At 64.1% G+C, this 21793-nt stretch carries 23 protein-coding genes; 9 read left to right on the top strand and 14 right to left on the bottom strand.

Annotated features, from left to right (window positions below; translation table 11 throughout):
- Positions 1–248: 248 nt before the first annotated feature.
- From BUS42_RS30175 to BUS42_RS30135, 8 genes are all read left to right on the top strand, one after another.
- On the top strand, positions 249–515 hold the full coding sequence (locus BUS42_RS30175; RefSeq protein ID WP_074313256.1) for an HlyD family secretion protein: 267 nt from the start codon (positions 249–251) through the stop codon (positions 513–515).
- Between the two features lie 189 nt (positions 516–704).
- Positions 705–1547: an HlyD family secretion protein gene (locus BUS42_RS30170; protein WP_074313254.1), complete on the top strand. Its 843-nt coding sequence runs from the start codon at positions 705–707 to the stop codon at positions 1545–1547.
- Positions 1548–1693: 146 nt separating this feature from the next.
- Entirely contained in the window at positions 1694–3226 is a 1533-nt protein-coding gene (locus BUS42_RS30165) for a TolC family protein (protein WP_074313252.1), read from the top strand.
- Positions 3213–4304 carry a hypothetical protein gene (locus tag BUS42_RS30160; protein ID WP_143206566.1) on the top strand — a complete coding sequence of 364 codons (1092 nt, stop codon included), beginning with the start codon at positions 3213–3215 and terminating at the stop codon, positions 4302–4304. Before BUS42_RS30165 ends, BUS42_RS30160 begins: the two co-directional genes overlap by 14 nt.
- Complete coding sequence (locus BUS42_RS30155) at positions 4301–4816, top strand: hypothetical protein (RefSeq protein WP_074313248.1); 516 nt, start codon at positions 4301–4303, stop codon at positions 4814–4816. Before BUS42_RS30160 ends, BUS42_RS30155 begins: the two co-directional genes overlap by 4 nt.
- Positions 4803–6395 (top strand): efflux MFS transporter permease, encoded by a 1593-nt coding sequence (locus tag BUS42_RS30150; protein ID WP_074313246.1) that lies wholly within the window; start codon positions 4803–4805, stop codon positions 6393–6395. The genes BUS42_RS30155 and BUS42_RS30150 overlap by 14 nt, the downstream gene beginning before the upstream one ends.
- 382 nt (positions 6396–6777) lie before the next feature.
- Positions 6778–7131, top strand: coding sequence for a helix-turn-helix domain-containing protein (locus BUS42_RS46745; RefSeq protein WP_083670797.1), 354 nt, complete (start codon positions 6778–6780; stop codon positions 7129–7131).
- Between the two features lie 200 nt (positions 7132–7331).
- Entirely contained in the window at positions 7332–7718 is a 387-nt protein-coding gene (locus BUS42_RS30135) for a hypothetical protein (RefSeq protein ID WP_143206565.1), read from the top strand.
- 446 nt (positions 7719–8164) lie between these two features.
- On the opposite strand, the gene BUS42_RS30130 is transcribed toward BUS42_RS30135, so the two are convergent.
- From BUS42_RS30130 to BUS42_RS30075, 13 genes are all read right to left on the bottom strand, one after another.
- On the bottom strand, positions 8165–8488 hold the full coding sequence (locus BUS42_RS30130) for a hypothetical protein (protein ID WP_074313238.1): 324 nt from the start codon (positions 8486–8488) through the stop codon (positions 8165–8167).
- Position 8489: 1 nt separating this feature from the next.
- Positions 8490–8906 (bottom strand): HEPN domain-containing protein, encoded by a 417-nt coding sequence (locus tag BUS42_RS46740; protein ID WP_074313236.1) that lies wholly within the window; start codon positions 8904–8906, stop codon positions 8490–8492.
- A 283-nt stretch (positions 8907–9189) separates the two neighbouring features.
- Positions 9190–9366, bottom strand: coding sequence for a hypothetical protein (locus tag BUS42_RS44160; RefSeq protein ID WP_173878276.1), 177 nt, complete (start codon positions 9364–9366; stop codon positions 9190–9192).
- Positions 9353–10711, bottom strand: coding sequence for a glycosyltransferase family 9 protein (locus tag BUS42_RS30120; RefSeq protein WP_074313234.1), 1359 nt, complete (start codon positions 10709–10711; stop codon positions 9353–9355). The genes BUS42_RS44160 and BUS42_RS30120 overlap by 14 nt, the downstream gene beginning before the upstream one ends.
- Complete coding sequence (locus BUS42_RS30115) at positions 10692–11789, bottom strand: glycosyltransferase (protein WP_074313232.1); 1098 nt, start codon at positions 11787–11789, stop codon at positions 10692–10694. The genes BUS42_RS30120 and BUS42_RS30115 overlap by 20 nt, the downstream gene beginning before the upstream one ends.
- Positions 11786–13282: a polysaccharide deacetylase family protein gene (locus BUS42_RS30110; RefSeq protein ID WP_074313230.1), complete on the bottom strand. Its 1497-nt coding sequence runs from the start codon at positions 13280–13282 to the stop codon at positions 11786–11788. The genes BUS42_RS30115 and BUS42_RS30110 overlap by 4 nt, the downstream gene beginning before the upstream one ends.
- Positions 13279–13971: a class I SAM-dependent methyltransferase gene (locus BUS42_RS30105; protein WP_074313228.1), complete on the bottom strand. Its 693-nt coding sequence runs from the start codon at positions 13969–13971 to the stop codon at positions 13279–13281. Before BUS42_RS30105 ends, BUS42_RS30110 begins: the two co-directional genes overlap by 4 nt.
- Entirely contained in the window at positions 13968–14735 is a 768-nt protein-coding gene (locus tag BUS42_RS30100; RefSeq protein ID WP_074313226.1) for a glycosyltransferase family 2 protein, read from the bottom strand. Before BUS42_RS30100 ends, BUS42_RS30105 begins: the two co-directional genes overlap by 4 nt.
- Entirely contained in the window at positions 14728–15783 is a 1056-nt protein-coding gene (locus BUS42_RS30095; RefSeq protein WP_074313224.1) for a CDP-alcohol phosphatidyltransferase family protein, read from the bottom strand. Before BUS42_RS30095 ends, BUS42_RS30100 begins: the two co-directional genes overlap by 8 nt.
- Positions 15784–15822: 39 nt before the next feature.
- Positions 15823–16845 carry a glycosyltransferase family 2 protein gene (locus BUS42_RS30090; RefSeq protein WP_254053885.1) on the bottom strand — a complete coding sequence of 341 codons (1023 nt, stop codon included), beginning with the start codon at positions 16843–16845 and terminating at the stop codon, positions 15823–15825.
- An 11-nt stretch (positions 16846–16856) separates the two neighbouring features.
- Complete coding sequence (locus tag BUS42_RS30085) at positions 16857–18023, bottom strand: hypothetical protein (RefSeq protein WP_074313220.1); 1167 nt, start codon at positions 18021–18023, stop codon at positions 16857–16859.
- Positions 18024–18162: 139 nt separating this feature from the next.
- A complete protein-coding gene (locus BUS42_RS30080) occupies positions 18163–19119 on the bottom strand; it encodes a sugar phosphate isomerase/epimerase family protein (protein WP_074313218.1) in 957 nt (318 codons plus the stop codon).
- Positions 19120–19287: 168 nt separating this feature from the next.
- Positions 19288–20115, bottom strand: coding sequence for a sugar phosphate isomerase/epimerase family protein (locus tag BUS42_RS30075; protein WP_074313216.1), 828 nt, complete (start codon positions 20113–20115; stop codon positions 19288–19290).
- A gap of 248 nt (positions 20116–20363) precedes the next feature.
- Here BUS42_RS30075 and BUS42_RS30070 point away from each other — a divergent pair, with 248 nt between their 5' ends.
- Positions 20364–20828 carry a hypothetical protein gene (locus BUS42_RS30070; protein ID WP_074313214.1) on the top strand — a complete coding sequence of 155 codons (465 nt, stop codon included), beginning with the start codon at positions 20364–20366 and terminating at the stop codon, positions 20826–20828.
- 58 nt (positions 20829–20886) lie between these two features.
- Here BUS42_RS30070 and BUS42_RS30065 read toward each other — a convergent pair whose 3' ends face one another.
- The gene (locus BUS42_RS30065; RefSeq protein WP_074313212.1) at positions 20887–21777 is read right to left on the bottom strand and encodes a DUF4349 domain-containing protein; all 891 of its coding nucleotides are present in this window, start codon (positions 21775–21777) and stop codon (positions 20887–20889) included.
- Between the last annotated feature and the right edge of the window lie 16 nt (positions 21778–21793).

Raw genomic sequence — 21793 nt, 5'->3', positions numbered from 1 at the left:
TCACCTGGCGTTGCTTTGATTCGAGGCCGAACGTCAACGTCGAAGGCTGTCCACCGTAAAAGAGGAGGGGCATTACGGCCCGGGTGCGATCGCGTGCCTCGGACCAATCCCGAACCAACGCATCCATCAACGGCTGTCATCCTTGCGATAATTATACCAATTCAGGCAAATTGATCGTATTGCGCATCGACCCCTTGACTGAATAGGGGGAAACGCAAGCTCCTTAACAATCAATTGGATAAGGATTCATGCCACGTTTACGGACCTCGGGCCGGCGTCAATGGTTCCTGCTCCTGGTGGGGCTGATCGCCGGCGGAGTCTCGCTCCACTGGGGGTGGAATTCACGCTCCGAAGTGTACACGGACAACGCCTACGTCGTTGGCAACATCACGCCGATCTCCTCCTACGTCACCGGCCAGGTGGTCGCCCTGTTCGTCGATGACAACATGATCGTTCAGCCAGGCGACCCCATCGCGCAGATCAACCCGGTGGAGTTTCAGATCGCAGTGGATTAGGCACTGGCCGATTATCAGCAGGCCGGACATGCCGCCGACGCCGCCGACGTCACGACGCACTTCACCACGGACGACCGCAAATCGATGCTGATCGCCGCACAGGCCAAGCGAGCCGAGGCCGAGCAGGCGGTTCAGGCCGCCACCGTGGTCGTGCAGACGCATACGCGGCTCCACGAGAAAGAGTAGGAAGTGCTCGGCGCGCTGAAGGCGCGAATGCCAGGGCTCATGGCGCTCCAGCGCAACGCTCAGTACTATTACGATCGTTTCAAAAATCTAGCCAAAAGCGGCGACGTGCCCGGGCAGGAGTTCGACAATCGCGAGGCCGCCTACCGCGAGGCCATCGCCAAGGTCGAATCGCTGCAGAGTGACATCAAGGGCACCGAGCGCCAGGTGCTGGCCAGCGAGTTACAGCTCCAGGAAGCGAGCGTTCGCCTCGAACAGAGCCGCAAGGCGCTGGCCAATACCGACGCCACGGTCGGCCGGGCCGAGGCCGAGCAAATGCAACTCACCGTGGCCGCCGACACGGCCCTCGGCCTCCGCAACCAGCAGGCCCTGGCCGAGGCCAAGCTGAGACAGGCCAAGCTCAACCTGAGCAACACCCTGATTCGCGCTCCTAGAGCCGGCGTCATCAGCCGTCGCACGATCCAGGTCGGCAAGACGGTTGAAGCCCACGACCCGTTCCTCAGCATCGTGCCGCTCGACTTCGACAACGTCTGGATCGTCGCCAACTTGCGCGAGCAACAGATGCCCAACGTCCGGGTCGGCCAGGCGGTCAAGATCACGGTGGACGCCATTTCCAAGCAGGCGTTTGAGGGCTGGGTCGAGAGCGTCGCTGGCGGATCGGGCGCGGTCTTCTCCTTATTCCCGCCGGACAACGCCACGGGCAACTTCGTCCGCGTCGTCCAACGCTTGCCGGTACGGATCCGGTTCGGACTCAAGGAGAACTTTCAGAATCGGATCCGCCCCGGTATGTCGACCCGGATCACGATCGATACGGCGCGTTACGTCCGAAACAGCCCCCAGGAATGGTAAACGGAGTGACCAGAAACACGCCAATGAAACCTACTGTCTCCAAACCGACTCGGACGTTGTGCCGTCCTCGGCCAGCGCCCCTGCTTCTGACAATCCTCGTGCTGGCTGGTGCCACGACAAACCTTCGAGCCCAGCCCGCCGAATCCATGACAACCGAGGCGGGAGCGGAGAGCGCGGCCCATCCTCCACCTCCCACCGAGGGGTCGCCGGTCCGGCCCCCCGTCCCGTTGCGTCTGGAGGACGCCATCCGCCAAAGTCTGGCCAACGTGGAGACGGTGCAAGCCAACGTGTCCGTGCAAACGGCCGCGGTCGCCCGCTTCGAGGCGCTGAAGGAATTCGTGCCGCTGGTCAACCTCCCGCAACTGGCCGTGGCCTTCAACCAGTTGGGTGGTCCCGGCAAGGTCATGATTCTGCCCGACGTCACCGGCGGTGCGTTACTCGAGGGCAGCCCCGGGCTCCAGCAAGCCGCGCTCAACCGGGCCAACCTTTACTTTCCGCTCGCTCCCTCCGGCCACATCACCGCCTTGCCGATCGCCGAGGAAGGCATTCACGCCAAGGTGCTGATGGAACAACTGGTCCGCCGCTCCCAGATGATGCTGGCGATCCAGGGTTACTATGAGGCCAAGCAGGTCGATTACGGCATCCGGACCGCACGACTGGGAGTGGAGCTGACCGAGGAAACCCTGGCGCTGACGGAGCGCAAGCTCCGCGAGAAGCAGGTGCATGACGTCGAGGTCACCGAGGCCCACGTCAGCGACACCAAGGCACGCGTCCTGCTCGCCGACCTGGAAAAGGACGCGCGGATCACCCAGCGCGAACTGGCCCTCGTCCTCCATCAGAGCCGACTGCTCGTCCCCCAACAGGAGCGGGCCATCCCGATCCGGCTGGATGAGTCCTACGGCTTCGACCTGGCCGACCCCGATGAAGTGGACCTGCGTTGGATGCCCGATTTCCCCGGCTCACGCGAAGAGGCCATCCAACTGGCGAAGCAGCAACGGGTGGACGTGCGGATTCGCCTCGTGGGACTGCGGATCGCCCGACTCCAGCAGAAGCGGAGCGTGTTGGGCCTGCTCGGTGAGGGCCGATTGCCGGCCGAGCTCGGCTTCAAGAACACGTCCCCCACCAAAAACGGCGGCATCACCCTCGGCGCGATCTTCGGCTCGTCCTACGGCCTGCCGGTCGTCGACATCGGCCTCTGGTCGAGCATTCGAGAGGCCCGCCTCGACGTCGTCCAATCGCAGTTGGAGCTGGAGAAAGCCTTGATCGAGGTGGCCGTCGACGCCGGCAATGCCTGGGACCGCTGGCAGCAGTCGATCCGCGAGTGGGAACTGGGCGAAGCCGAGTTGAAGCTGCGCCACGAGTTAATGGAACGGCTGGAACGGCTTTACGAGCAGAAGCAGTCGATCTGGGTCGAAGTGCTCGGAGCACGGGTCAACCTGCTCCAGGCCGACGCCAATCGTTGGACCCAGTGGTACAACCTCCAACTGGCCCGGTTCAACATCCTCCGCGCCACGGAACAACTGCTCGACTATGTGGAGCGAAAACGAATCTCCAGGATGACGGCCTGGCAGAAGCCGCCGCCGGATGGGAACCACCACCGCTGGTTGCCCTGGCTGGCGTCGAAGGAGAGCACCCGGACACCGCTCGTCCCGAAGGAGGGCAACCATGCAAGGCCATAAAACATCCTACAATAATCATCTGACGCAATCCACGATCCTAGCCACATGGATGCGAAGCCGCTTCCTCACGGTTGTGCTAGGGACGGCCTGCGCCGTGGCGACGTTCTGGATCGCGCCGGTCTCCCGGGCGCAGTCCCCGTTCTCGCAACCGCCATCGCGCAGTGGGACGTTCACGCTACCCGTTCCGGCTCCGTTACCCCGACGCGACGGGATGCCGGCGCGTCCCAGCCAATCGCCGTCACTCCCGGCGCCTTCGCTCACACCGCTCCGTCAGATCCAGGGAGAGGTGACGCCGCCGCGTCCCGATGAGCTGTCTCCGATCCAGGAGCCACCGAGCCCGCCACCGATGCTGGCCCCGCGAGCGGGGGCACCGCCACGCACCGGAGCGTTGCCTGAGAAGCCGGCGGTATTGCCGCCGCTGATGGGGACGCCTACCGAGCCGATCCCTCGGGGCGAGCCCATTCTGCTCAAGTCGGGCCTGGCCGTGACCCTCCGGATCTGCCAGTTGCTGCCGACCGACGGCTTCAGTCCGGGCGAGCGACTGCTCAACGGCCGGCCGCCGATTCAGCCGGGCGATTGCTTCCTCGCCGAGTTGATCGAGCCGTGCCCCCCGTACCCGATCCTGGTGGGAGGCACCGTGACGAAAATCACGAGCCCAGGCCGGTTCGGCCGTGCCGGCTTCGTCAGCTTACAGATGACCCAACTGGTCCAAACCGTGGAGGGGCAATCCGGCTGGGTCCCCTGGCGCATGGATCTGGCCGACCGGCGGTTCGCCACGCGGATGCGGCGTGTTCTGCTGACGACCCTGCTCGGGCTCGAGGGAGCCGGCACCGGGGCCAGCGTGGGGGCCCAGTTCTCCGGGGGAAACATGGCCTTCATCGGCGGCGGCATGGGCGTCGGCGCGATCGTCGGCTTGGGCTACGCGAGCTTCCAGCGCGGCACCGAGGCCAACCTCGAACCGGGGGATACGTTTGAAATCGTGGTGGGGTCCACGGATTACCGGCCGGTTTCCAGGGAATGGCAAACCATCCTCTATCCGGCCGCCGAGCCCAGCAACGGAAAGGTGAAAAAACAATGAACACAATCACTTACCCGTTGCGAATCGTCCTGGCGACACTACCGCTGGTCGGTCTGGTCGCCCCGGGGTGTCGGCCTCCCCAGGCTTCGGACAAGACGCTTCCGCCGGCGTACACCTTCAACCAGATCGCCGATCCCGCGCTCCACCAAGTCGCCGACGAAATCCAGACCTGGGCCTCCCAGCAGGCGGGAACCGGGGAGAAGCCGCTCTACAGCCGCATTGAGGTCCTGCCTCCCGTGCCGATCGTCCAACCCTACGGCGTCGGCGTCTTCCAGCAGGAGGTGCGACTGCCGGTGATCTTCACCACCGGGCCAGGCTGGGCCGGCATGAAGCTCACCGAGAAGGAGGCCGCGGTCGTACAAGCCTTCCACCATATCTCGGAGCGATTGCAGGCCCTGAACCACAAGCCGGCGCTCCAGTCGACCCTGACAATTCAGACCCCCCAAGGAATGGAACTGACCTGGATCAATCAACTCGACCCGAGCGGGAAAAACGTCCATGGCGACGAGTGAGACGAGTTCCACGTTCGCCAAGCTGGCGCGAGCCCGAGACCAGGTGCTCGCAGGTCGGCCGATGATCGCCTTAGTGGCCGTCTTGCTCACCACGGGCGGCCACACGATGAACCTGCGCGAAATGGGTGTGAGCCAGGGCTGGGTGGCCGCCGAGGTCTACGCGCTTCAGTCCTGCTATCTTGTCAGTCTCGCCCTGACGATGTTGGCCTGCCCGGCCTTGAGCCAACGTTGGTCTTGCCGCGGCCTGACCCAGTCGGGCCTGATGCTGGCGGTGGTCGGTTCGCTCCTGAACGTCGTGGAGGTGGGGGACCCGCTGTCGCTCTTCCTGATCGGCCGCGTCGTGGCCGGCGCCGGGGCCGGGATGGTGATCTACTTTGCACCCCGATTGCTCGATCACGACTGGCAGATTCCCGTGGCCTGGGCCGCCATCCTCTGTCCGGTCGCCGGACCGGGCGCGGTGGCGATCGCCACGATGCTCTACGAGTCGTCGGAGTGGCAGTATGGCTTCCTGTTCGAGGGCATCGTCGCCGCGATCGGCCTGGTAGCCCTGCTGTCGATGGCGGAGACATACGAGTCGCCACCGCGAACACCGCGCGGTTCGCTGGCCTACCTGCCGGGTCTGGTCGTGGCGTCCGCCGCGCTGATCTACGGCCTGCACTGGGGTCAATTGCACGGCTGGATGGAGAGCGACGACATTGTGGTCGCGACCGCCACCTGCGTCTGTGCCCTGGTCGTCTCCCTCGGCCTGGTTTGGCCGCAACTGGACTGGGCCGTCCTGAAGGAGAACTGGATCCGCCTGGCCCTGTTCTTCTTTGGTGGCATGTGCCAGTTCTTTCACGGCTACATCATGAACATCTATGGTGGCATGATCGTCAATCTCAGCTCCTGGCAACGGACCTGGCTGATCTGGCCGTTGCCGATCGGCATCGCCATCTCTCTGGCCGTCTCACGACTGCGCTGGCACCACCGCCGCGTGATCCTCGGCCTGCCGGGCACGATTCTTGGTCTCCTGCTCTTAGCCGGCGGCATCCACCTGTGTTATCAGCAAATGATGGAATGGCCGTACTGGGATATTCGCGACGTCGTCGACCTCAATTGGTTCCCCGCGCCCGGACAGTGGGAACTCGCCCCGGGCCGTCTCTTGATGGGCCTCGGGATCGGCCTGTTCATGGTCGCCATGGATGCGCAGGTCAGTCCCGACCCGGAGCGAGAAGTAACGGTCCGCCCCTTCCTGAACGTCGTCCAGTTCATCGGCGGTGGCATTGCCGCCGCCGTGCTCGTCAATTTCTTGATCATCGGCCACAAAATCCACTACTCGTACTCGGCCGACCGTGACACCATCCAAGCCGAGGAGTTGTCACAGCGCGGGGTCCTCCTGAGCGACATGCTCCGCCAGGCGGGGCAACCCGCTCCCGACCGCTCGGCCGAGGTCCTGCTCTATCGGTTCGTCAATTACGAGGCCGACAACCTGGTGTTCGCCACCATCTACGTCGCCTTCTTCCTCACCGCGCTGATCCTGGCCGGCGTCTTCGTCGGCCTCTGGATCTGGCGCCGGATGCGTGTTGCTCCTGAATCCTGATAAAATGATCAAGAATATTCTGGGCCACGCCCTCCATGAGAAAGCGGGATCTGACAGTCAGGTCATCTGATCTCTGGGGAATCGAAGCGATGAATCCGATCGAACGAATCAAAAACGACATAGCCGTTCGGCATCCCGGCCTCGCGATTTCTCTGGACAGGCCGATCGACGAGAATGGCCCGTGGTTTCTCGATGTCCACCGCAAAGGTGGTCGATCGCCGGTCGTGGTCGAATGGCGGCCGGAGCGGGGATTCGGGGTCTCTACTCCCTCGGACGACGACTACGGGAGCGGCCCAGATGAAGTCTATGGCAATGTCAAAGCAGCGACGGATCGCGTCGCCGAACTGATCCGGACGGAGGTGGATCCGAGCCGCCGAAAGCCATCCGGCTGAGCGAACTGCGGCAACTCCAGGAACTCTCCCAGGCGGATCTGGCGGAACGCGCCGGGGCGGGCCAAGCGAACATCTCACAGATCGAAAAGTCGGGCGACGCGAAGCTCAGCACGCTCGCGAGAATCGTCGGAGCAATGGGGGGTGTAACTGTCGATTCGGGCCCAATTCCCAGGCAAGGAGATCGAGATTATGATGCCTATCGACATGGGCGAATTCGGCGACGAATGAACGTGGCAACCCAACAACGAGGTGAGAATTCTCACGATCGCTGGTCTGCCCCATGGCGACTCAGGATGTCGGCGAACAAACCACCGGAGATATCTCGATTTGTTGCGGTTTCTTAGCGATCAGACTCGGATTTGATTCTTGACAAGATGACGTGGGTATACCAGTGAACTTCCAACGCGGGACACGAGCGATAGTGCTCTTGTCAAATTCGCTTGCATGGGGTAACTGAAGCTTCGTTCTTCGACTTTCCAGGATTTCGGAGGATCTCATGCAGATCCGACACGGATGTTGCTTAGCCGCGGCTATGGTTGCAGTCTTGGTTCAACCCGTCGATCGCTCTTCCCGAGCGGACGACTCCGAACGCAGGGAACACCAGATCACGATCCTCACCAGCCCTTCGGTTCTGCCCGTGGGTACACAATGCCAGGTGGAACTGAATTCCGAACTGAACGACCAGCAGGAAGTCGTCGAGACGGTTTATGAGGGGAAGGTTGCCAAAGCGAACGACGATGGGATCACGCTGACGGTGGTCTCGGAGCGGCGAAAGGTGAGCAATGGGTCGACGGCATCCCGGATTCCCATCGTAAATCGGCTCTTCACAAACATGGGCATCGCCAAATCCAAGCCTGGCAAGGAGAAGGATTGCTGGATTCCCGCGGAGAAAATCCGCTCGGTGAGGTTGGCCCGGCACAGCACACTTTAACTTGCCAATCAAGAGACTTCTCGCTAATCACCACCACGGATGGGACCGAGGTTCCCCCTCGTTCCCACGGTCCTCCGTGGGAATGCCGGCTTCGACGCTCTGCGTCGTCTTCGATTCTGGCAATGGCGGTCGCCAGAGGACGCGGAGCGTCCAAGACGGCATTCCCACGCGGAGCATGGGAACGAGAAAAACGCGATCAACTGCCATTTACAGCAAGATTTACGTCAAAACTGCGGTGGTGATCAGCGAGAAGTCTCGAAAAACGGGTTCGGCGAAGCTTCGCCATGGGAAGCACCCCCGAGGGGGCACGGGCAACCCGCCCGCTCGTCAATTCGATTCCAATCAGATTGAGAGCGGGCCGGATGCCCGGCAGTCTCAGGAAAGAACCAAGGCGAATACCGCTCGCTCTCAATCGGGACCTCGCCATCTCAGTGAGGATCGCGAAGTCACAAGTTTGATGGAACCGGATCCTCGAACTCGAGATTGGCAAACGAATGACTTGTCTCTTCGGGCGTGAGAAGAATCAGGGTGCTGAGGTCGGACTGGACTTCATCGGGCAATAAATTCAAGTACTTCCAAACATCTTTGCTACGTTCAATCTTGTTCTGATTGGCGAAACTCGAATCGATGATCCTGACGCGGATAGAAACTGAATTCTGGCGATAGATATCAATTTTTGAATGGGGATGGTCGGCCTCGTACGCTCGCAACGCTTCGATCATGCATTCGATGACGCCGTCGGAGTCGCCTCTTGAAATGTTGATTGGCATGTTAAAGCCTCCCATCCACCCAACGAATGATTCTTTCCGCCGCGGATAAGAATCCCACCGCTTCATCCACTCTCAACGTTCGGGGCAAATACCTCATCTCGGTGGACCAATCATTAACAAGCGTAAACGCTTCGGTAATGTCTCGCGGAAAGCGCGCCCCACCCTGTTTGAGGTATCGTGTCCGTAGCCAATCGTACTCGTGCGCCCTCGACCCTCGAAACGAGTTGAGCAGCTCGGCCCGGGCCGTGGGAGCCAGCTCCGAAAGGACAAGTGCCTTCAGAATGCATTCTATGCCGTACCCAGCCAAGTAAACAGCCCCGGTCGTGTGGTCGGCCCGCAGCAAGACCTGAGCGTCATCATACCGTTGAAACGCACAACGGTAGTACAACCGTGCTTCGATCGAGATTGGCACAGCCATTCATCACCCCTTCGCACTGCTAAAGGGTAGGGCCTGAGAACCACTTATCGCCACGAGAATCGCAATCCAAAACTAAATCATACAAATCCATCAACTTGTAAAACAACAGAACCTTTCCCAGCCGATATACCGATGGGGCAGTCAGGGACCTGAGAAGCATACGACCGGGACTGCCGGAACGCTGAAATCGGACAGGCCGCAAGCCTCAAGGGTGGCTCTCACTCCCAGCCCGAAGTTCAGGATTTGCCGGACGAACCACTGGGATGAAGCGCGAATGACGAATTCAGGGTGAGACTTGCGTGAACGGCACCAGCGCGCGGACGCGGTGTCCCCGGCTCTCGACCACCATCTTGCCGTAGAGCAGGCCGAACCAGAGCACCCAGGCCAGGACGACCCAGCCACGCCAGTCGAAGGGGCGAGCGACCACGACGGGCCGGCGATCGGATTCAGATCGGTGCATGGGGCGATTCCTCGCGGTGGATCCGGGCCCACCAGCGTTTTGCCTGGCGATAGACCCGCTCCGGTTGGAGTCCGGACATGCAGGGGTGATCGACAAGTGGGCAGATCTTTTGATGGCACGGGCGGCATGGGACGTTGTGGCGCAAGACCAGGGATCGGCGTGACCAGGGACGCCACTGGCCGGGGCGGTTCGTGCCGCTGAAGAGGATGACCGAGGCGATCCCGGCGCAGGCCGCCAGATGGGCGGGGCCGGAGTCGGAGCCGATGAACAGGTCGGCGCGTTCGAGGAAGGCGGCCGTCTGGGGCACGGTCAACCGACCGGTCCAGTCGCGGAGATTGGCGTGAGGGACCATCCGCTCGGCGACCGGGGTGTCCTCGGAACCGCCGACCAGAACGACCCGCCAGCCATCCTCGAGGAACCGGGCGAGCAACGCCTGCCAGTGCTCGGCGGGCCAGCGCTTCGCCGCCATCCCAGCGCCGAGGTGCACGGCGAGCATAGGTGCCTCGGAGCCGAACCGACCGGCGTGAAGCCAGTCGCCCTCGTCGCTCCAGGTGGTCGTTTCCGACGGCGCCGCGAGCGTCTTCAAACGCCCCCCGGCGTAGCGTTCGCCCCGGCTCCGCGAGGCCGACTGGCTCATGACCTGGGACGCTCGTTCGGGCCAGTCGTCGCGCAGCCATTGGCCAACCAGGACGCGGTCGTGGTCCGTCGAGTAAACGGCCACCCGCGCGGGCTCATCGTCGGGGATCCCGAGTTGCTCGAGCAGGGCGAGCCGCGACGCCACCTCGTGACGGCCGGGGACCCACTCGGCGATGTCGGTCAGCAGGAACCCGCCGCCGCCCATCGCCCAGCCGACGCGGCGCGGGATGCCCGCCAGCGCCAGGACGATGACCGAGAGGACATCGCCGCGCACGTCGATCCCGACGTCGTAGCCCGCGCCTCGGAGCCGTGAACCAAGCTCCCAGACCGCCGTGCCCAGGGCCCAGTGGCCGCGTCGGCGTGCGAACCAGTTGCGCGCGGCGAGCCGGACATGATCGACATTCGGGTCGGACTGGAAGACCTCGATATTGCTCGGTGAGGCCAGGACATCAATCGTCGCTTCGGGATAGGCCACGCGCAAACGTGCCAGCAGGGGACTACTCAACACGGCGTCGCCCAGATGGTCGAGCTGGACCACGAGGATCCGCCGTGGGTTCTCGACCCGCAGCGCGGGGCGAAACTTGCGCCAGAGGCGCATGCCGAGCGAGCCGGCCGCGTCGAGCGCGTGGACCAGGATCCGCCACTTCAGCTTGCTGTAGCGGTAACGGCGAACGGGAACGGGCTTGGGCTCAGCCGGCGATCTGGTCATAAACCTCCGCCGTTCGCTGGGCCACATCCGACCAGAGAAAACGCGAGCCGACGTGCGAGGCCAACCGAGGATCCGGGCCCGATTCCCAGCTCTTCAGAATCGCTCGGGCAATCTGCGAGGGGCGATCGGGGCGAGCATACTCGACACGCTCGCCGAAGTATTCACGCGTGCAACCGAAGGGCGTGATGACCACGGCGCAGCCCGCCAGGGCGGCTTCCAGGGCGGCCAGGCCCGGCGTCTCGAACCAGCTCGGGAGCGCGAAGACGCGGGCCGCCGCATACGCCGAGGCCAGGAGCGGGTCGTCATGATCCAAGGCGTCGATCCAGAGAACCTCGTTGCCCCCGGCTCGGCGGCAGGCGTCCGCATAGGCTTCGGATCCGGGCGGAGGTGAGCCGATGATGACCAGCGGCAAACCGGTCGAGGTGATCGCCTCCACCAACCGCAGTACATTCTTGCGCGGTTCGATCCGACCGACGTAGAGCACGAAATCCCTGGCCCCGAATTCCGACCGGAAGCGGGTGGGGGACGCGTGGGTGAACGTCGACTGCACGCCGTTCGGAACGACCCGAAACCGCCCCGGCTCGATCGCGAAGAGCCGGATGAGCTGACCGGCCTCGGCCATGGAGTTGGGCAGGATCACATCAGCAAGATTCAAGAGCATTCGACGCCAGCTCGGCCAGCGCGGAGCGACCCGTTTGACGACCAGCTTCGCGAGGTCGAAGACCTCACGGGTCCGGTTGGGGGCCAGGAAAGCGATCGCACGCGGCTCGTACCAGCAGATCGGCGAGAGCACCACGCGGATCCCCCGCGCTCGGGCCACGCGGGCCAGCTCGAGCCCTTCGCGCGACATGCCGAACAGGTGGAGAAGGCGGGCCTCCTCGAGTCGGTCGATCCAAGGCGAGAACAGTCGAATGGTGACCCCGAGGTCCTCGAGCTGCTTGCCGGTCTGGACGAGCTGGTTCTCTCCGCCGCCCGGGGCCTGGAACGCGGACGTCGGCGCGTGGAACAGAACCGAATCCGGCTGCATCGCCCCCTGCGATCGCGCGGAGGCCCAGGCCGAAGGATGGATCGCTCTCATCGCGCGTCCCCCCCGTTCGGCTCGTCACGCCACCAACGCAGGCCCTTCTTGACCCGATCGGTCAGCGTGCTCGAGGGCAGATCCGCGAGCGGGGTCACCGTCTCCCAATCGAGGGCCGTGCGGACGGCCGTTTTGAAGCTCGGCGTCCGACGCGCGAGGGTCGGTGCCGGGAGGTCGGCCCGAACCTCGCGGCGCTCATAGGCGAGATCCGCAAGGTGCACGACCATTCTCGGCCCCGTGACCGGCACCGTCGCCACGTGATGACCGCGGACGATCTCGATCGCCAGGGGGAACTCGGCACTCCAGTCGTCGAACTGGATCTCGAATCGCCCCTCCGGCTTCGGCAAGACCGACCAACGCCGCTCGGCCCGCCAGCGCCACCACTGGGCGAACCCGGTCAGCGTGGTGCGCCAGACATACGGCTCGTTGGCGATCAGAGCCGCGAGCTCGGCGAGCACCTCGGGGAACCGAGCGAGCCGACGCTCCGGATGACCGTAGACGAACGCCGGTTCACAGGCGTTGATCTTGGACCGGACCACCCGGGCGAGATACTGCGCGACAGCGCGGCCGTTATCGGCCCCAGCTTCAATGAACAGGCCTTCGCAGACGGGGTGGATCGGCACTTGCAGGACCGTCGAGAACCGATCGCCGAGCCAGGGGAAGAACGGCAAGTCGTCGAAGCCGAGCTGAAAGTCAGACGAATAAAGATATCCGAGCTCTTCGAGAACCTCATCGAGCCCGGCATTCCAGCGCCCGTGGGGCGCGGCGAATCCGACGGGCGGCATCCCGCAATCCGCCAGCGTCCGGTGGGCCCGCCTCAGGTTGCGGCGATTCGCATCGGGATCGCGGTAGATGACGTGGTGATGACCGTGCGACTGGCTATCGTAACGGAGCAAGTCGGAGAGTACCGCCGGATGCTCACCGTAGGCCCGCGTGCTGACGAAGTGCGTCGTGCAATCTTCCAAGGGGCGCCGGGCGCGAGCGAACCGCGCGTAGTCGTCGGGGACCGATTCGTCGAGGTCGACCCGGAAGTTGAACGCCGATCGAAAAGGGAACGGGAACGCGCCCAGCCGCACCCAGAGTCCGCCGGCCTGTCCGACCGCATGGCGCAGGCGTTGCACGATCCGACGGCGGATTCCCGCCTTGGCGATCCGGCCGGCACGCTCGGTCAGCGTGAGCCCCGTCACCTGCCACGACTGGTGCGCAGCCCTCGTGTCAACCAAGGCCTGGAACGGGTCGCGGCGATCCTCCTGGCGGAGCAAGTCGATATCGAGCGCGACGTGGTCGGGAGTCAACGTGGCGCGAACCCGGGCCCCGGAAATACGGCGGCCGTCGTAGAGCACGAAGCGCCCCCTCTGGAACGCCAGCGAATGCGCGGCCTGGACGCGAGAGCAGGGGATCCCTTCCTGCGCCAGGATCAGGTCGAGCCCCGGGGGAGTCTCCCAGAGCAAGAGCGGCAGTGACGGCAGGTTGGAATGATTAAATGGATTCATACAAGGCTCCCGGCAACCCTCGCCGTCCAAAGCGTCAACAGTCGAGCGCGAGGGATCTGCCGGAAGAGCCGGCGATCCGCTTCCTTGGGGGAAAGAATGTGGTCGACGTGCACCTCGTCGAACCAACGGCCCAGGTGGTTCCGAAACCGCCCCGGCCAGAACCAGCGCTCGCGAACCGGGCTGTCATGGGAATACATCCAGAGCCCTCGGAGCTCATCGATCCGCTTCACGACCAGACTGGGAAGCCAGGGCCGATCGGCATTCAGCGCCCCGGCGTTCTTGTCCACGATCGCCAGGACTCCTCCCGGGCGGAGCACGCGACGCGCTTCGCGCAACACGTCATCGATCGCCGCGAGATGCTCGAAGACCTCGACGGCGATCACGGCGTCGAACGAGTCCGCGGCGAACGGCAGTCGCCTCGCCGACCCTCGGACTCGAGCGATCCCGCGGGCGTCCGCCAGCATCGCGGCCGAAAGGTCGATCCCGACAAGCTCAGCCCCTGCCTCGGCCAGCGGCCGGGCGAACCGGCCCTTGCCGCATCCCAGGTCGAGCACACGCCGACCGCGCAACGGTTCGAGCCGCTGCTTCAATGCGCTCAGCCGCACGTCATCCACCGCCACGGTGGACTTGAAGCGTTGCTGCTGCCGATCGAACTGAGCGGCCACCTCGGCCTCGTGGCATGCCGTCACGACGCCCTCCGCATTTTGAGCCGCTCGCGGTATTTCCAGTCCCGGACCGCCACCGAGAACCCGGAGAGAGCGCAGAAGACGAACCCCTCAAGGCCGTCGCGAAACCCTTGCTTCCCCAGGTAGAGCTTGGCGAACGTCCAGAACGGCCGCAACGCGGTCTCGGTCCCGCGATAGGGGCGTGCTTCGCGTTCAAACTCGATCGCTTCGAGACTCGTGTATTCATTGACCTTCCGAAGAAAGGTCTGCATGTCGGGAATCGTCCGATGCTGAAGCGCCTCGCTCAACGTTCCCACCGATCCGTCGAGCGCAACGGTCTCATGGACCGCGCCCACCCAACGGCCCGCGTCTCGGCGGAAGAGGCGAAGCGGCAGGTCGTGCTGCGTCCCCGAGTACGAGAACGGGCGGCCGAGGATCACGCTCCGAATCGGGACCCGGAACCCGTTGTGCGCGCGGTCGGGGTCGGTGGTCGCGCGGCGAATCGCGGTGGCCAGTTCCGGGGTAGCGCGCTCGTCGGCGTCGATGGCGAAGACCCAATCACCCGTGGCCAAGGCCAGCGCGGCGTTTCGCTGGCTGGCGAAGTCGTCGAACGTGCGGACCACAACGCGGTCGGCGGCTTGCTCGGCGATCGCCTGGGTCTGATCTTGGCTGGCGCGATCGACGACCACGATCACCTCGTCGGCCCAGGCGACCGACGCAAGGCAGCTCGGGAGGTTCTCGGCCTCGTTCTTGGCCAGGATCAGGGCGGAGATCCGCGGGTCAGGCATGACGGACCACCACCTTCCCCAGGGCGCTTCCGAGTGCCCGGACCGGAAAGTAGACGGCGTAGACGATCAAGGCGACGTCAAGGCGCCCGATCGCCGCCAGGACGATCCAGAGATGCCAGCGAACATCGGCGTGCCCCGTCAGGCGAACCCACGACTTCAGCCTCGATGGACGCAACGTCGCCGGCGGCGCAGCGGCGACGGCCGCATGATGCGGTTGTCGCGCGGAGACGTGCTTCGCCTCGGCGGTCGTCACCATGAACAGATATTTCCCCATGCCGTAGAGCATGCCGAGGAGGAGCCAGCCGGGATGCCCGTCTCGGGCGAACGCCGACCAGGCGATGGCGGCGTGCAAGACCATGTCACCCAGCTCGTCGAGCGTCGCGTCGAGCCAGCGTCCCAACTCCGAAGCGGTCCCTTGAATCCGGGCGAGGTGCCCGTCCGAGGTGTCGAGCACCAGAGCGAGGGCCAACGCCAGGGCTTCGGCCAGATGAGCCCACGGAGTCGCCCGTGTGAACGCGACCGCGACCGCGGCCCCGACCACGAGTGCAGCGGAGGCGAGTGTGAGCGCGTTGGGCCGGATCCGGGTCGGTCGCAGTCGTCGTGCGATCATCTGGGCAGGAAGCAGCGCCCAGTAGCGACCAATCGGTTGATACGACTGCCGGCGGGTCAACTCGGCCTCAGCGCCGCTGAGGCCGTGCGGTTGATCGAGCCGCCAGAGCACGGCCGACTCGGGGTCCTTCCCCTTCCGCAAGGCGCGGTGGAGTCGTTGGCGATCGTAGAGTCGGTCGGTCCTCAGGATGGTCGCGTTCTCGGGGGGCGGACCGGTGGCAAACACATACGGGGCCGTCGAGCGGTCGGAGAGCAAGTCGCCCAGCCGGGGATGCTCTTCGAGGCGGGCGTGGACCACCACGGTCGCGTTGTCCAGCGTCCTCGCCATGTCGAGCAAGTGCCCCAGGACGCACCGACCCTGGACGAGCTCACCGGCCAGAGGTCCGTGGGGACCTCGGGGGCGCGCATCGATCACCAGGGGGAAAGTCGGACGGGGCATTTGTCGCCTCCTTGCGACGTGTTTTTCACCAACCCACAATCACCATTGGAACCGTTGAAAAAAAGCCTCCTGCCGCGCGATCCAGCGACCGCTCCCCACCGCCAGTGCGCGGCGAGCGGTGCGGACGTGCCCGAGTCGCCTGAGGGCTTCCACAAACGCCAACGCGAAATCGGCGCGACGCGAGGCGAGGTCATGGACCAGCCGCGCCGGGAGCCAGGCCAGGTGCACGGCGAGCCGACGTCCGCTCAGGTTTTTCCATGCAAAAATCAAGCTATTTCGAGCCGCCAGGCGATCGCAGCCCGAGCGGCCGAACGCCGGCTCGAACGAGCCGAAGCCTTTGTGGTAGGCCATCGATTCCGGGACATAATAGCCCGGCCAACCGGCCATCCAACCGCGAAATCCAAGGTCGAGGTCCTCGATCCGGCCCGGGAAATAGAGCGGGTCGTAGCCGCCGAGCGCCAGGAACTTCGCGCGATCGACGGCCAAGATCGGCCCCGAGGCCGCGGTCAGGTCGGGCTCATCGACACAGGACTCGTGACCGGGGACCCGGCACATCCCCTGAACCAGACCAAAGCGAGTGCGGACCCGAGTCCGCATCCCCTCGTACTCGACACCGTCGAAGGTCCAGCACTGGGGGGCCGAGAACAAGGCGTCGTCGTGCTCGTCGAAGGCCGCCAGCAGCGGCGCCACGGCATCAGGCGCGAGTTTGATATCGCTGTTGAGCAAGAGCACGATCGGCTCTTCCAGCCGGGCAAGGACCGCGTTGAACGAGGCCAGACCTCGGTTGGGCTCGCGGATGACTCCGACACTCGGCCAGTCCCGGGCCAGCATTTCCCGCGAGTCGTCGGTCGAGTCGTTATCGACGACCGAGACCGCGCAGGGGACCGGGGCCCGTACGGCGGCCGCGACGATCGACGGCAGGCATTCCGCCAGAAGCTCGCGACCGTTGTAGTTGAGTACCAGGATGTGCGTTCGGTCGGCACCCACGGGGTCCATCCCTCGTGCCAGCAGAATAAGGCCCGCGCCTGTCGGGATCGGGTCGGCGGGTACGATACGCCGCATCCCCGTTTCGGTCAAGCCGGGGTTCCCACGAGCCCGGGTGCATACGGCCAGTCGGCCGGCTGGTAAGCCAGGTCCGCCAGGTGGGGCGTCGGGATGACCGATCCTCCCTCGAGCCGACTCTGCATCAAGGCGGACAGAATGCCGCTGGTCAGCAAGGTCCGCTCGACAGGGTAGGAGGGGTGCCCGGTCACGATCATCTGCTCGATCGCCCGGAGCAGGTGGCCGAAATGACCGTACGGCCGCTTGTCCTCCAGCATGAAGACGGCCGCGTCAGGCTCCTTGACGCCACGACGGCGGCCGGCGTAGGCGAAGCACGAGCCCACCGAGCCGAGGATCGCGACAGCCCCCTTGAGACCGTCGCGATAATTGATCAGAAAGAGGGCGTCGCTCGCCGCCGGCTGGATTGGCTTGGGATCGCGAAACGCCGATTGCCGGGCCGGCTCCAGCTCGTCGAGCAGTGCTTTCGACCAGAGCCCCGCCTTCTCCGCCTCCCAGACCCGCGGCCCGGTCACACAGCGCACCGAGAGCACCCCCGTTTCGCCCCCGCGGCGCCGCTCGGTGATGCACTGGAACGTTTCGAGGGCGTGGAACCCGTAGGCCTCGAGATCGGCATAGCCCACCGCCATCGCCTCGGTCAGCTCGGTGCCGAGGGGAACGTCCAGGGCGGGGAGCCGCCAGGCGACCGGGAGCGACGAGCCGGCCATGAAGGGAATCCCCTCATGCCGCGCCAGATCGTACATCCAACGCGAAAACAGCCAATCATAAGACAGGTGTTTATCACTAAAAACGGGCACCCGTTTCTTCAGGATCCGGAAGGCGTGGACAACCTCCTCGAACAAGCGCCGCCGTGGATAGAGCGTCTGCTCCAAATGATTGTGTGCGTACTGGCCATGTTCGCCGACGAGGATCACGCCATCGACGGCCACCTCACGCGTGCCGATCCCGATCGCCCCCGTGACCGTCGGAAAGATCGGGATGTCGTACTTCCGACAGTAGGACCGACAGAGGTCGTTTACCGGGAACTGATCGGCGTAGACGGCGGCCAGTTTCAATCCGAACGGCTTCGTGTGTCCCCACACCTCGGGCTCGAGGATTCGCGAGAGGAGCACGTCGGCGTGGCTATTCGCGCGCCACTCGGTGATGACGGCCGCGACCGATTTGGGTTCGGGAGCGATCATGCGCGAACCTCTTCGTCGAGGGTGGGGAAGTCGGGTGGGGTAGACGCAGGGGCAGGGGAAAACGCCCCCGGCTTCGATGGCGAAGCCGGGGGTGATCGACGTCTGACGTCGGGTCGCGTCCTTGAAATTGGACTGGGACTCAGACGCTGGGGCGGTAGACCGATCCACGCACCGACTCAAGCAGTTCCTTGGTGGCTTTGATCCCCTGCGGCTCGGTCAGACGCTGGCCTTCGTACTCGATGCCGACGTATCCGTGGTAGCCGCTGTCGGTGACGATCTTGAGGATCCGCGCGTAGTCGAGCGAGGTTTCCCGATTGGAGCTGAAATTGTAGCTCTTGGCCGAAACCCCCTTGGCATAGGGCATCATTCGCGCGATCGCATCATAGACGTCGATCGTATACTCGCCCTTCTTGTCCTTGGGGAAGTTGCCGAAGTCGGGAAGCGTGCCGAAGCCCGGCTTGCCCACGGCCTTCATCAAGGCAATCAGCGCATCGGGGTTGCTCGAAGGCCCGCCATGGTTCTCGCAGATGATGTTGATCTTGTGCTGGTCGCCGTACTCGGTGAGGGCTGAGCACGCCTCGGCGACGTTCGTGACGTCGGTCGGGCTGTAGTTCCCTCCGGTGTTGACCCGGATCGAGTGGCAACCGAGGGCCGCGGCGGCGTCGACCCACTTCTTGTGGTTTTCGACCGCCTTCGTGCGATCCGCCTTCTCTTTGGCGCTCAGGTCCCCCTCGCCATCGATCATGATCAGGACGCAGGTGACACCATGGTCATTGGCGCGGGTTTTCAGGTCCTTCAGGTAGGCCGAATCGTGTGCCTTGTCCTTGAAGAACTGATTCACGAATTCCACGGCGTCGATGCCGTACTGTTCGCGGGCGACCTTGGGGAAGTCGAGGTTGGTCAACTCCTTAGTCTTGTTCAGGGCGTTGTGCAACGACCACTGAGCGAGCGAGATCTTGAAATCGCCAATCTTACCGGCCGCGGGCTGGCCCGACACCTCGGCGGCCCAGGACGAGCCGACTCCGGAGGCGAGTGCGAGGCCCCCCGCGAGGGAGGTTCGCAAAAACGTTCGTCGACTCGTTGAGGATTCGATCATCTGAGCGTTCTCCGGTGGCGATCGAGGATTGGATCCACTTGAACCAGGCTGAGGGTATGCAGTTTATGACCCGTTCCGGGACCGGTCAATCGGGCCGATCCCGGATCGAAGGAGGGCTTTTCCGGGGCGATTCCCACCTTTGGGGTCGGACGGAAAGGACGCCACCGATCAGGCGTACGCGACTCCCTTCGCCTCCAGGGCGCCCTTGAGGGCCCGCGCGGCGTCGCCGAACCGTTCGGGGCCGGTGAAGCCGAAGCTGAGCTCGGCGATCACGAGGTGGGGCTCGAGCACGCAAAAGCCGTTGTAACCGTCATTGGCGACAGCGTCGGCGATGAGGCGAGGAATTTGCCCCTCACCTTCACCGGCCGGAACGTTCTTGTGGGTCTTCGTATCGTAGTCTTTGACGTGGAAGTGGGTCATTCGCGAACGCAGCATGTCCCAAGCTTCGTCGATCGGCTGGCCGACTTCGAGATAATTGGCCGGATCGAAGGCGTGGGACAGGCTGGGCGAGTTCACGGTCTCCAGAATGTCGAGCACGCGCGCGGCGGTATCGCCGAAGATCCCCTTCTCGTTCTCGAGCAAGAGGGTGATCCCTCGGGCGGCGGCGCGGCGTGCGAGCTCGGTCATCCGCGTCATGGTCTCATCGCGGTGGATGGCCGGGTTATCTCCCGGCGGCATGTAGAAGCTGAAAATCCGGATTCGCGGCGCGTCGTAAAACTCGGCCAGGTCCATCGCCAGGTCGAAGCGTTGGAGGTGGCCGTCGAACGGATCGGTGATCTTGATCTTGCCGATCGGCGACCCGATCGCGCTCAGGCCGAAGCCTCGGGAACGCAAGAGAGCGCGAAATTCCTCGTGCTGCGCATCGCTGAGATCGAGGACGTTGATTCCGTGGATCGAGCGAAACTCAATGTGGCGGATGCCGTGCGATTCGAGCACGTCAAGCTGCTCGACCGGGTCCTTGGAAATCTCGTCGGCGAAGGCACTGATACGGACCATGGGTCGTTTCCCCGTTCCTCGCATTGGAATGAGTCTTCGGTGCGAACGTCCAATCGTACCAATCAGCGGGAAAACCGCCAGCGTGCGGTGTGGCCAACGACTCTCGATCCGGTTACGATACGGATCGGCACGAGGACGAGACTTGCCTCCGTCGCGTTGGGCTGCCGATGATTCCTTTGTTGCTTTTCCGCACGCTCCCTCCGGATGCCAATCTTGGGAGCCAATCCGAACTCGCCGAGTGAACAGTCATGGGCGCGATCATCTGGCCGCTGCTGATCTACTGGTTTGCGATGTTCATTTCTTGCTATATGATCGTCGAGTTTGGCCAGGACTTCTTCTATGACGAAGTCACGCCTCGCGCGGGCTTGAAGGTGGGTCTGGGATCGTTCCTGCTCGCAGCCCTGCTGACTTGGCTCCGTCCCTCCTTCGACACGATGTTCACCTCCGACCTTCCCTGGACGGTCCTCCAGGCGATCGTCTGGTTCGCCGTGTTCACCCTGATCTTCCAGTTCCACCCGACGCACGCGGCCGGCATCGGAATCGTCGCCTTGCTCTTGATTCCAGGGGTCGCCACCATGGGGGTCGAGAGCATCATGACGCCCACGCGGACCCTGGCCTCGGGCCGTTCCTTGCAGCGGGCTCCGGCGGTTCGCCGGTCGCTCGCCCCGTCGAGCGCTCCTCCGGCCAATCCCGCGGCAGCGGCGAAGAAGTGATCGGAATGCGGGCGCGATGCCCGCGATCCCAGGGAAGACAAGCGGAACGAAAACGGAATTAGACTCGGGCCCGTAGCCAGCGCCGGCGAGTGAGCCACCAGAGCGGCACCGCGACGAAGCCGATCACCACGAACCAGGGGGCCGCCGCGACGAAGAAGAGCAGGAGACCCCGGCCGAAATCGCCGAGGAGGCCGACCGACTGCCCGAAGGTGCGCGTGATCTCGGTGGAGAGAGTGGGGCTGACCGGAGGCTTATAGTCCTTCACTTCGGTGGCGGTGATGGTGACGGTACTCAGGTCGGTCTGGTGGGTCAGAAAGCGAATCCGGCCCTGCATCTGCTCGACTTCCCCACGGACCCGGCTCAATTCTCGTTCGACCGCGAGAATGTCTTCAAGCTTGCCGGTCGAGTCGGACAGGTGCTTCAACAAGCGTTTTTCTTCTTGTTGCTTGTTGGAGATCCGCGCCTCGAGGTCGTAGTACTCCTGGCTCACGTCCTGCGAGTCGACGTGATTATGCTGGAGTTCGCCAAGCTTGGTCACAGACGCCATGAAGCTGTCGAACCGAGCGACGGGCACGCGGACCTTCCACGTCCCCGTGCGCGGAGCATGCGTTTGCATGTTCGTATCGGTTTCCGAAACGTATCCCCCGCTGGCCTGGACCAGTTGATTGATCTGTTGACTGACGCCGGTGAGACTCTCCACCACAAGCGTGACCTGGGCATTATAGATGATCCGGCGCGGCTGGGCCGGGGGTGTCGCGGACGCCCCTTCCGCGGGCGCCGTGGCTGCCGGAGGCGAGGCCGCTCCAACGACGGATCGCGACGCATCATACTCAGCTTGGGAAACCTTACCCTCTTCCGCTCCACAACCACCACTGCCAATCAAGACGGCGGCGCACCAGAGCACGTGCTTAAACGGGAGGGCAAGGCTCGACTTGATGGCCAAGATCACTGGCGCTTCTCCCCAG

Origin of the sequence: Singulisphaera sp. GP187, from assembly GCF_900129635.1 — a bacterium.
Lineage (GTDB): Bacteria > Planctomycetota > Planctomycetia > Isosphaerales > Isosphaeraceae > Singulisphaera.
This window is presented reverse-complemented; position numbering and strand designations above follow the sequence as displayed.

Excerpts from the sequence above, each read along its gene's own strand:
- BUS42_RS30175 (WP_074313256.1), top strand. The coding sequence starts at position 249 with ATGCCACGTTTACGGACCTCGGGCCGGCGTCAATGGTTCCTGCTCCTG.
- BUS42_RS30165 (WP_074313252.1), top strand. The coding sequence starts at position 1,694 with ATGACAACCGAGGCGGGAGCGGAGAGCGCGGCCCATCCTCCACCTCCC.
- BUS42_RS30160 (WP_143206566.1), top strand. The coding sequence starts at position 3,213 with ATGCAAGGCCATAAAACATCCTACAATAATCATCTGACGCAATCCACG.
- BUS42_RS30155 (WP_074313248.1), top strand. The coding sequence starts at position 4,301 with ATGAACACAATCACTTACCCGTTGCGAATCGTCCTGGCGACACTACCG.
- BUS42_RS30150 (WP_074313246.1), top strand. The coding sequence starts at position 4,803 with ATGGCGACGAGTGAGACGAGTTCCACGTTCGCCAAGCTGGCGCGAGCC.
- BUS42_RS30130 (WP_074313238.1), bottom strand. The coding sequence starts at position 8,488 with ATGCCAATCAACATTTCAAGAGGCGACTCCGACGGCGTCATCGAATGC.
- BUS42_RS46740 (WP_074313236.1), bottom strand. The coding sequence starts at position 8,906 with ATGGCTGTGCCAATCTCGATCGAAGCACGGTTGTACTACCGTTGTGCG.
- BUS42_RS44160 (WP_173878276.1), bottom strand. The coding sequence starts at position 9,366 with ATGCACCGATCTGAATCCGATCGCCGGCCCGTCGTGGTCGCTCGCCCC.
- BUS42_RS30120 (WP_074313234.1), bottom strand. The coding sequence starts at position 10,711 with ATGACCAGATCGCCGGCTGAGCCCAAGCCCGTTCCCGTTCGCCGTTAC.
- BUS42_RS30115 (WP_074313232.1), bottom strand. The coding sequence starts at position 11,789 with ATGAGAGCGATCCATCCTTCGGCCTGGGCCTCCGCGCGATCGCAGGGG.
- BUS42_RS30110 (WP_074313230.1), bottom strand. The coding sequence starts at position 13,282 with ATGAATCCATTTAATCATTCCAACCTGCCGTCACTGCCGCTCTTGCTC.
- BUS42_RS30100 (WP_074313226.1), bottom strand. The coding sequence starts at position 14,735 with ATGCCTGACCCGCGGATCTCCGCCCTGATCCTGGCCAAGAACGAGGCC.
- BUS42_RS30095 (WP_074313224.1), bottom strand. The coding sequence starts at position 15,783 with ATGCCCCGTCCGACTTTCCCCCTGGTGATCGATGCGCGCCCCCGAGGT.
- BUS42_RS30090 (WP_254053885.1), bottom strand. The coding sequence starts at position 16,845 with ATGCGGCGTATCGTACCCGCCGACCCGATCCCGACAGGCGCGGGCCTT.
- BUS42_RS30085 (WP_074313220.1), bottom strand. The coding sequence starts at position 18,023 with ATGATCGCTCCCGAACCCAAATCGGTCGCGGCCGTCATCACCGAGTGG.
- BUS42_RS30080 (WP_074313218.1), bottom strand. The coding sequence starts at position 19,119 with ATGATCGAATCCTCAACGAGTCGACGAACGTTTTTGCGAACCTCCCTC.
- BUS42_RS30075 (WP_074313216.1), bottom strand. The coding sequence starts at position 20,115 with ATGGTCCGTATCAGTGCCTTCGCCGACGAGATTTCCAAGGACCCGGTC.
- BUS42_RS30070 (WP_074313214.1), top strand. The coding sequence starts at position 20,364 with ATGGGCGCGATCATCTGGCCGCTGCTGATCTACTGGTTTGCGATGTTC.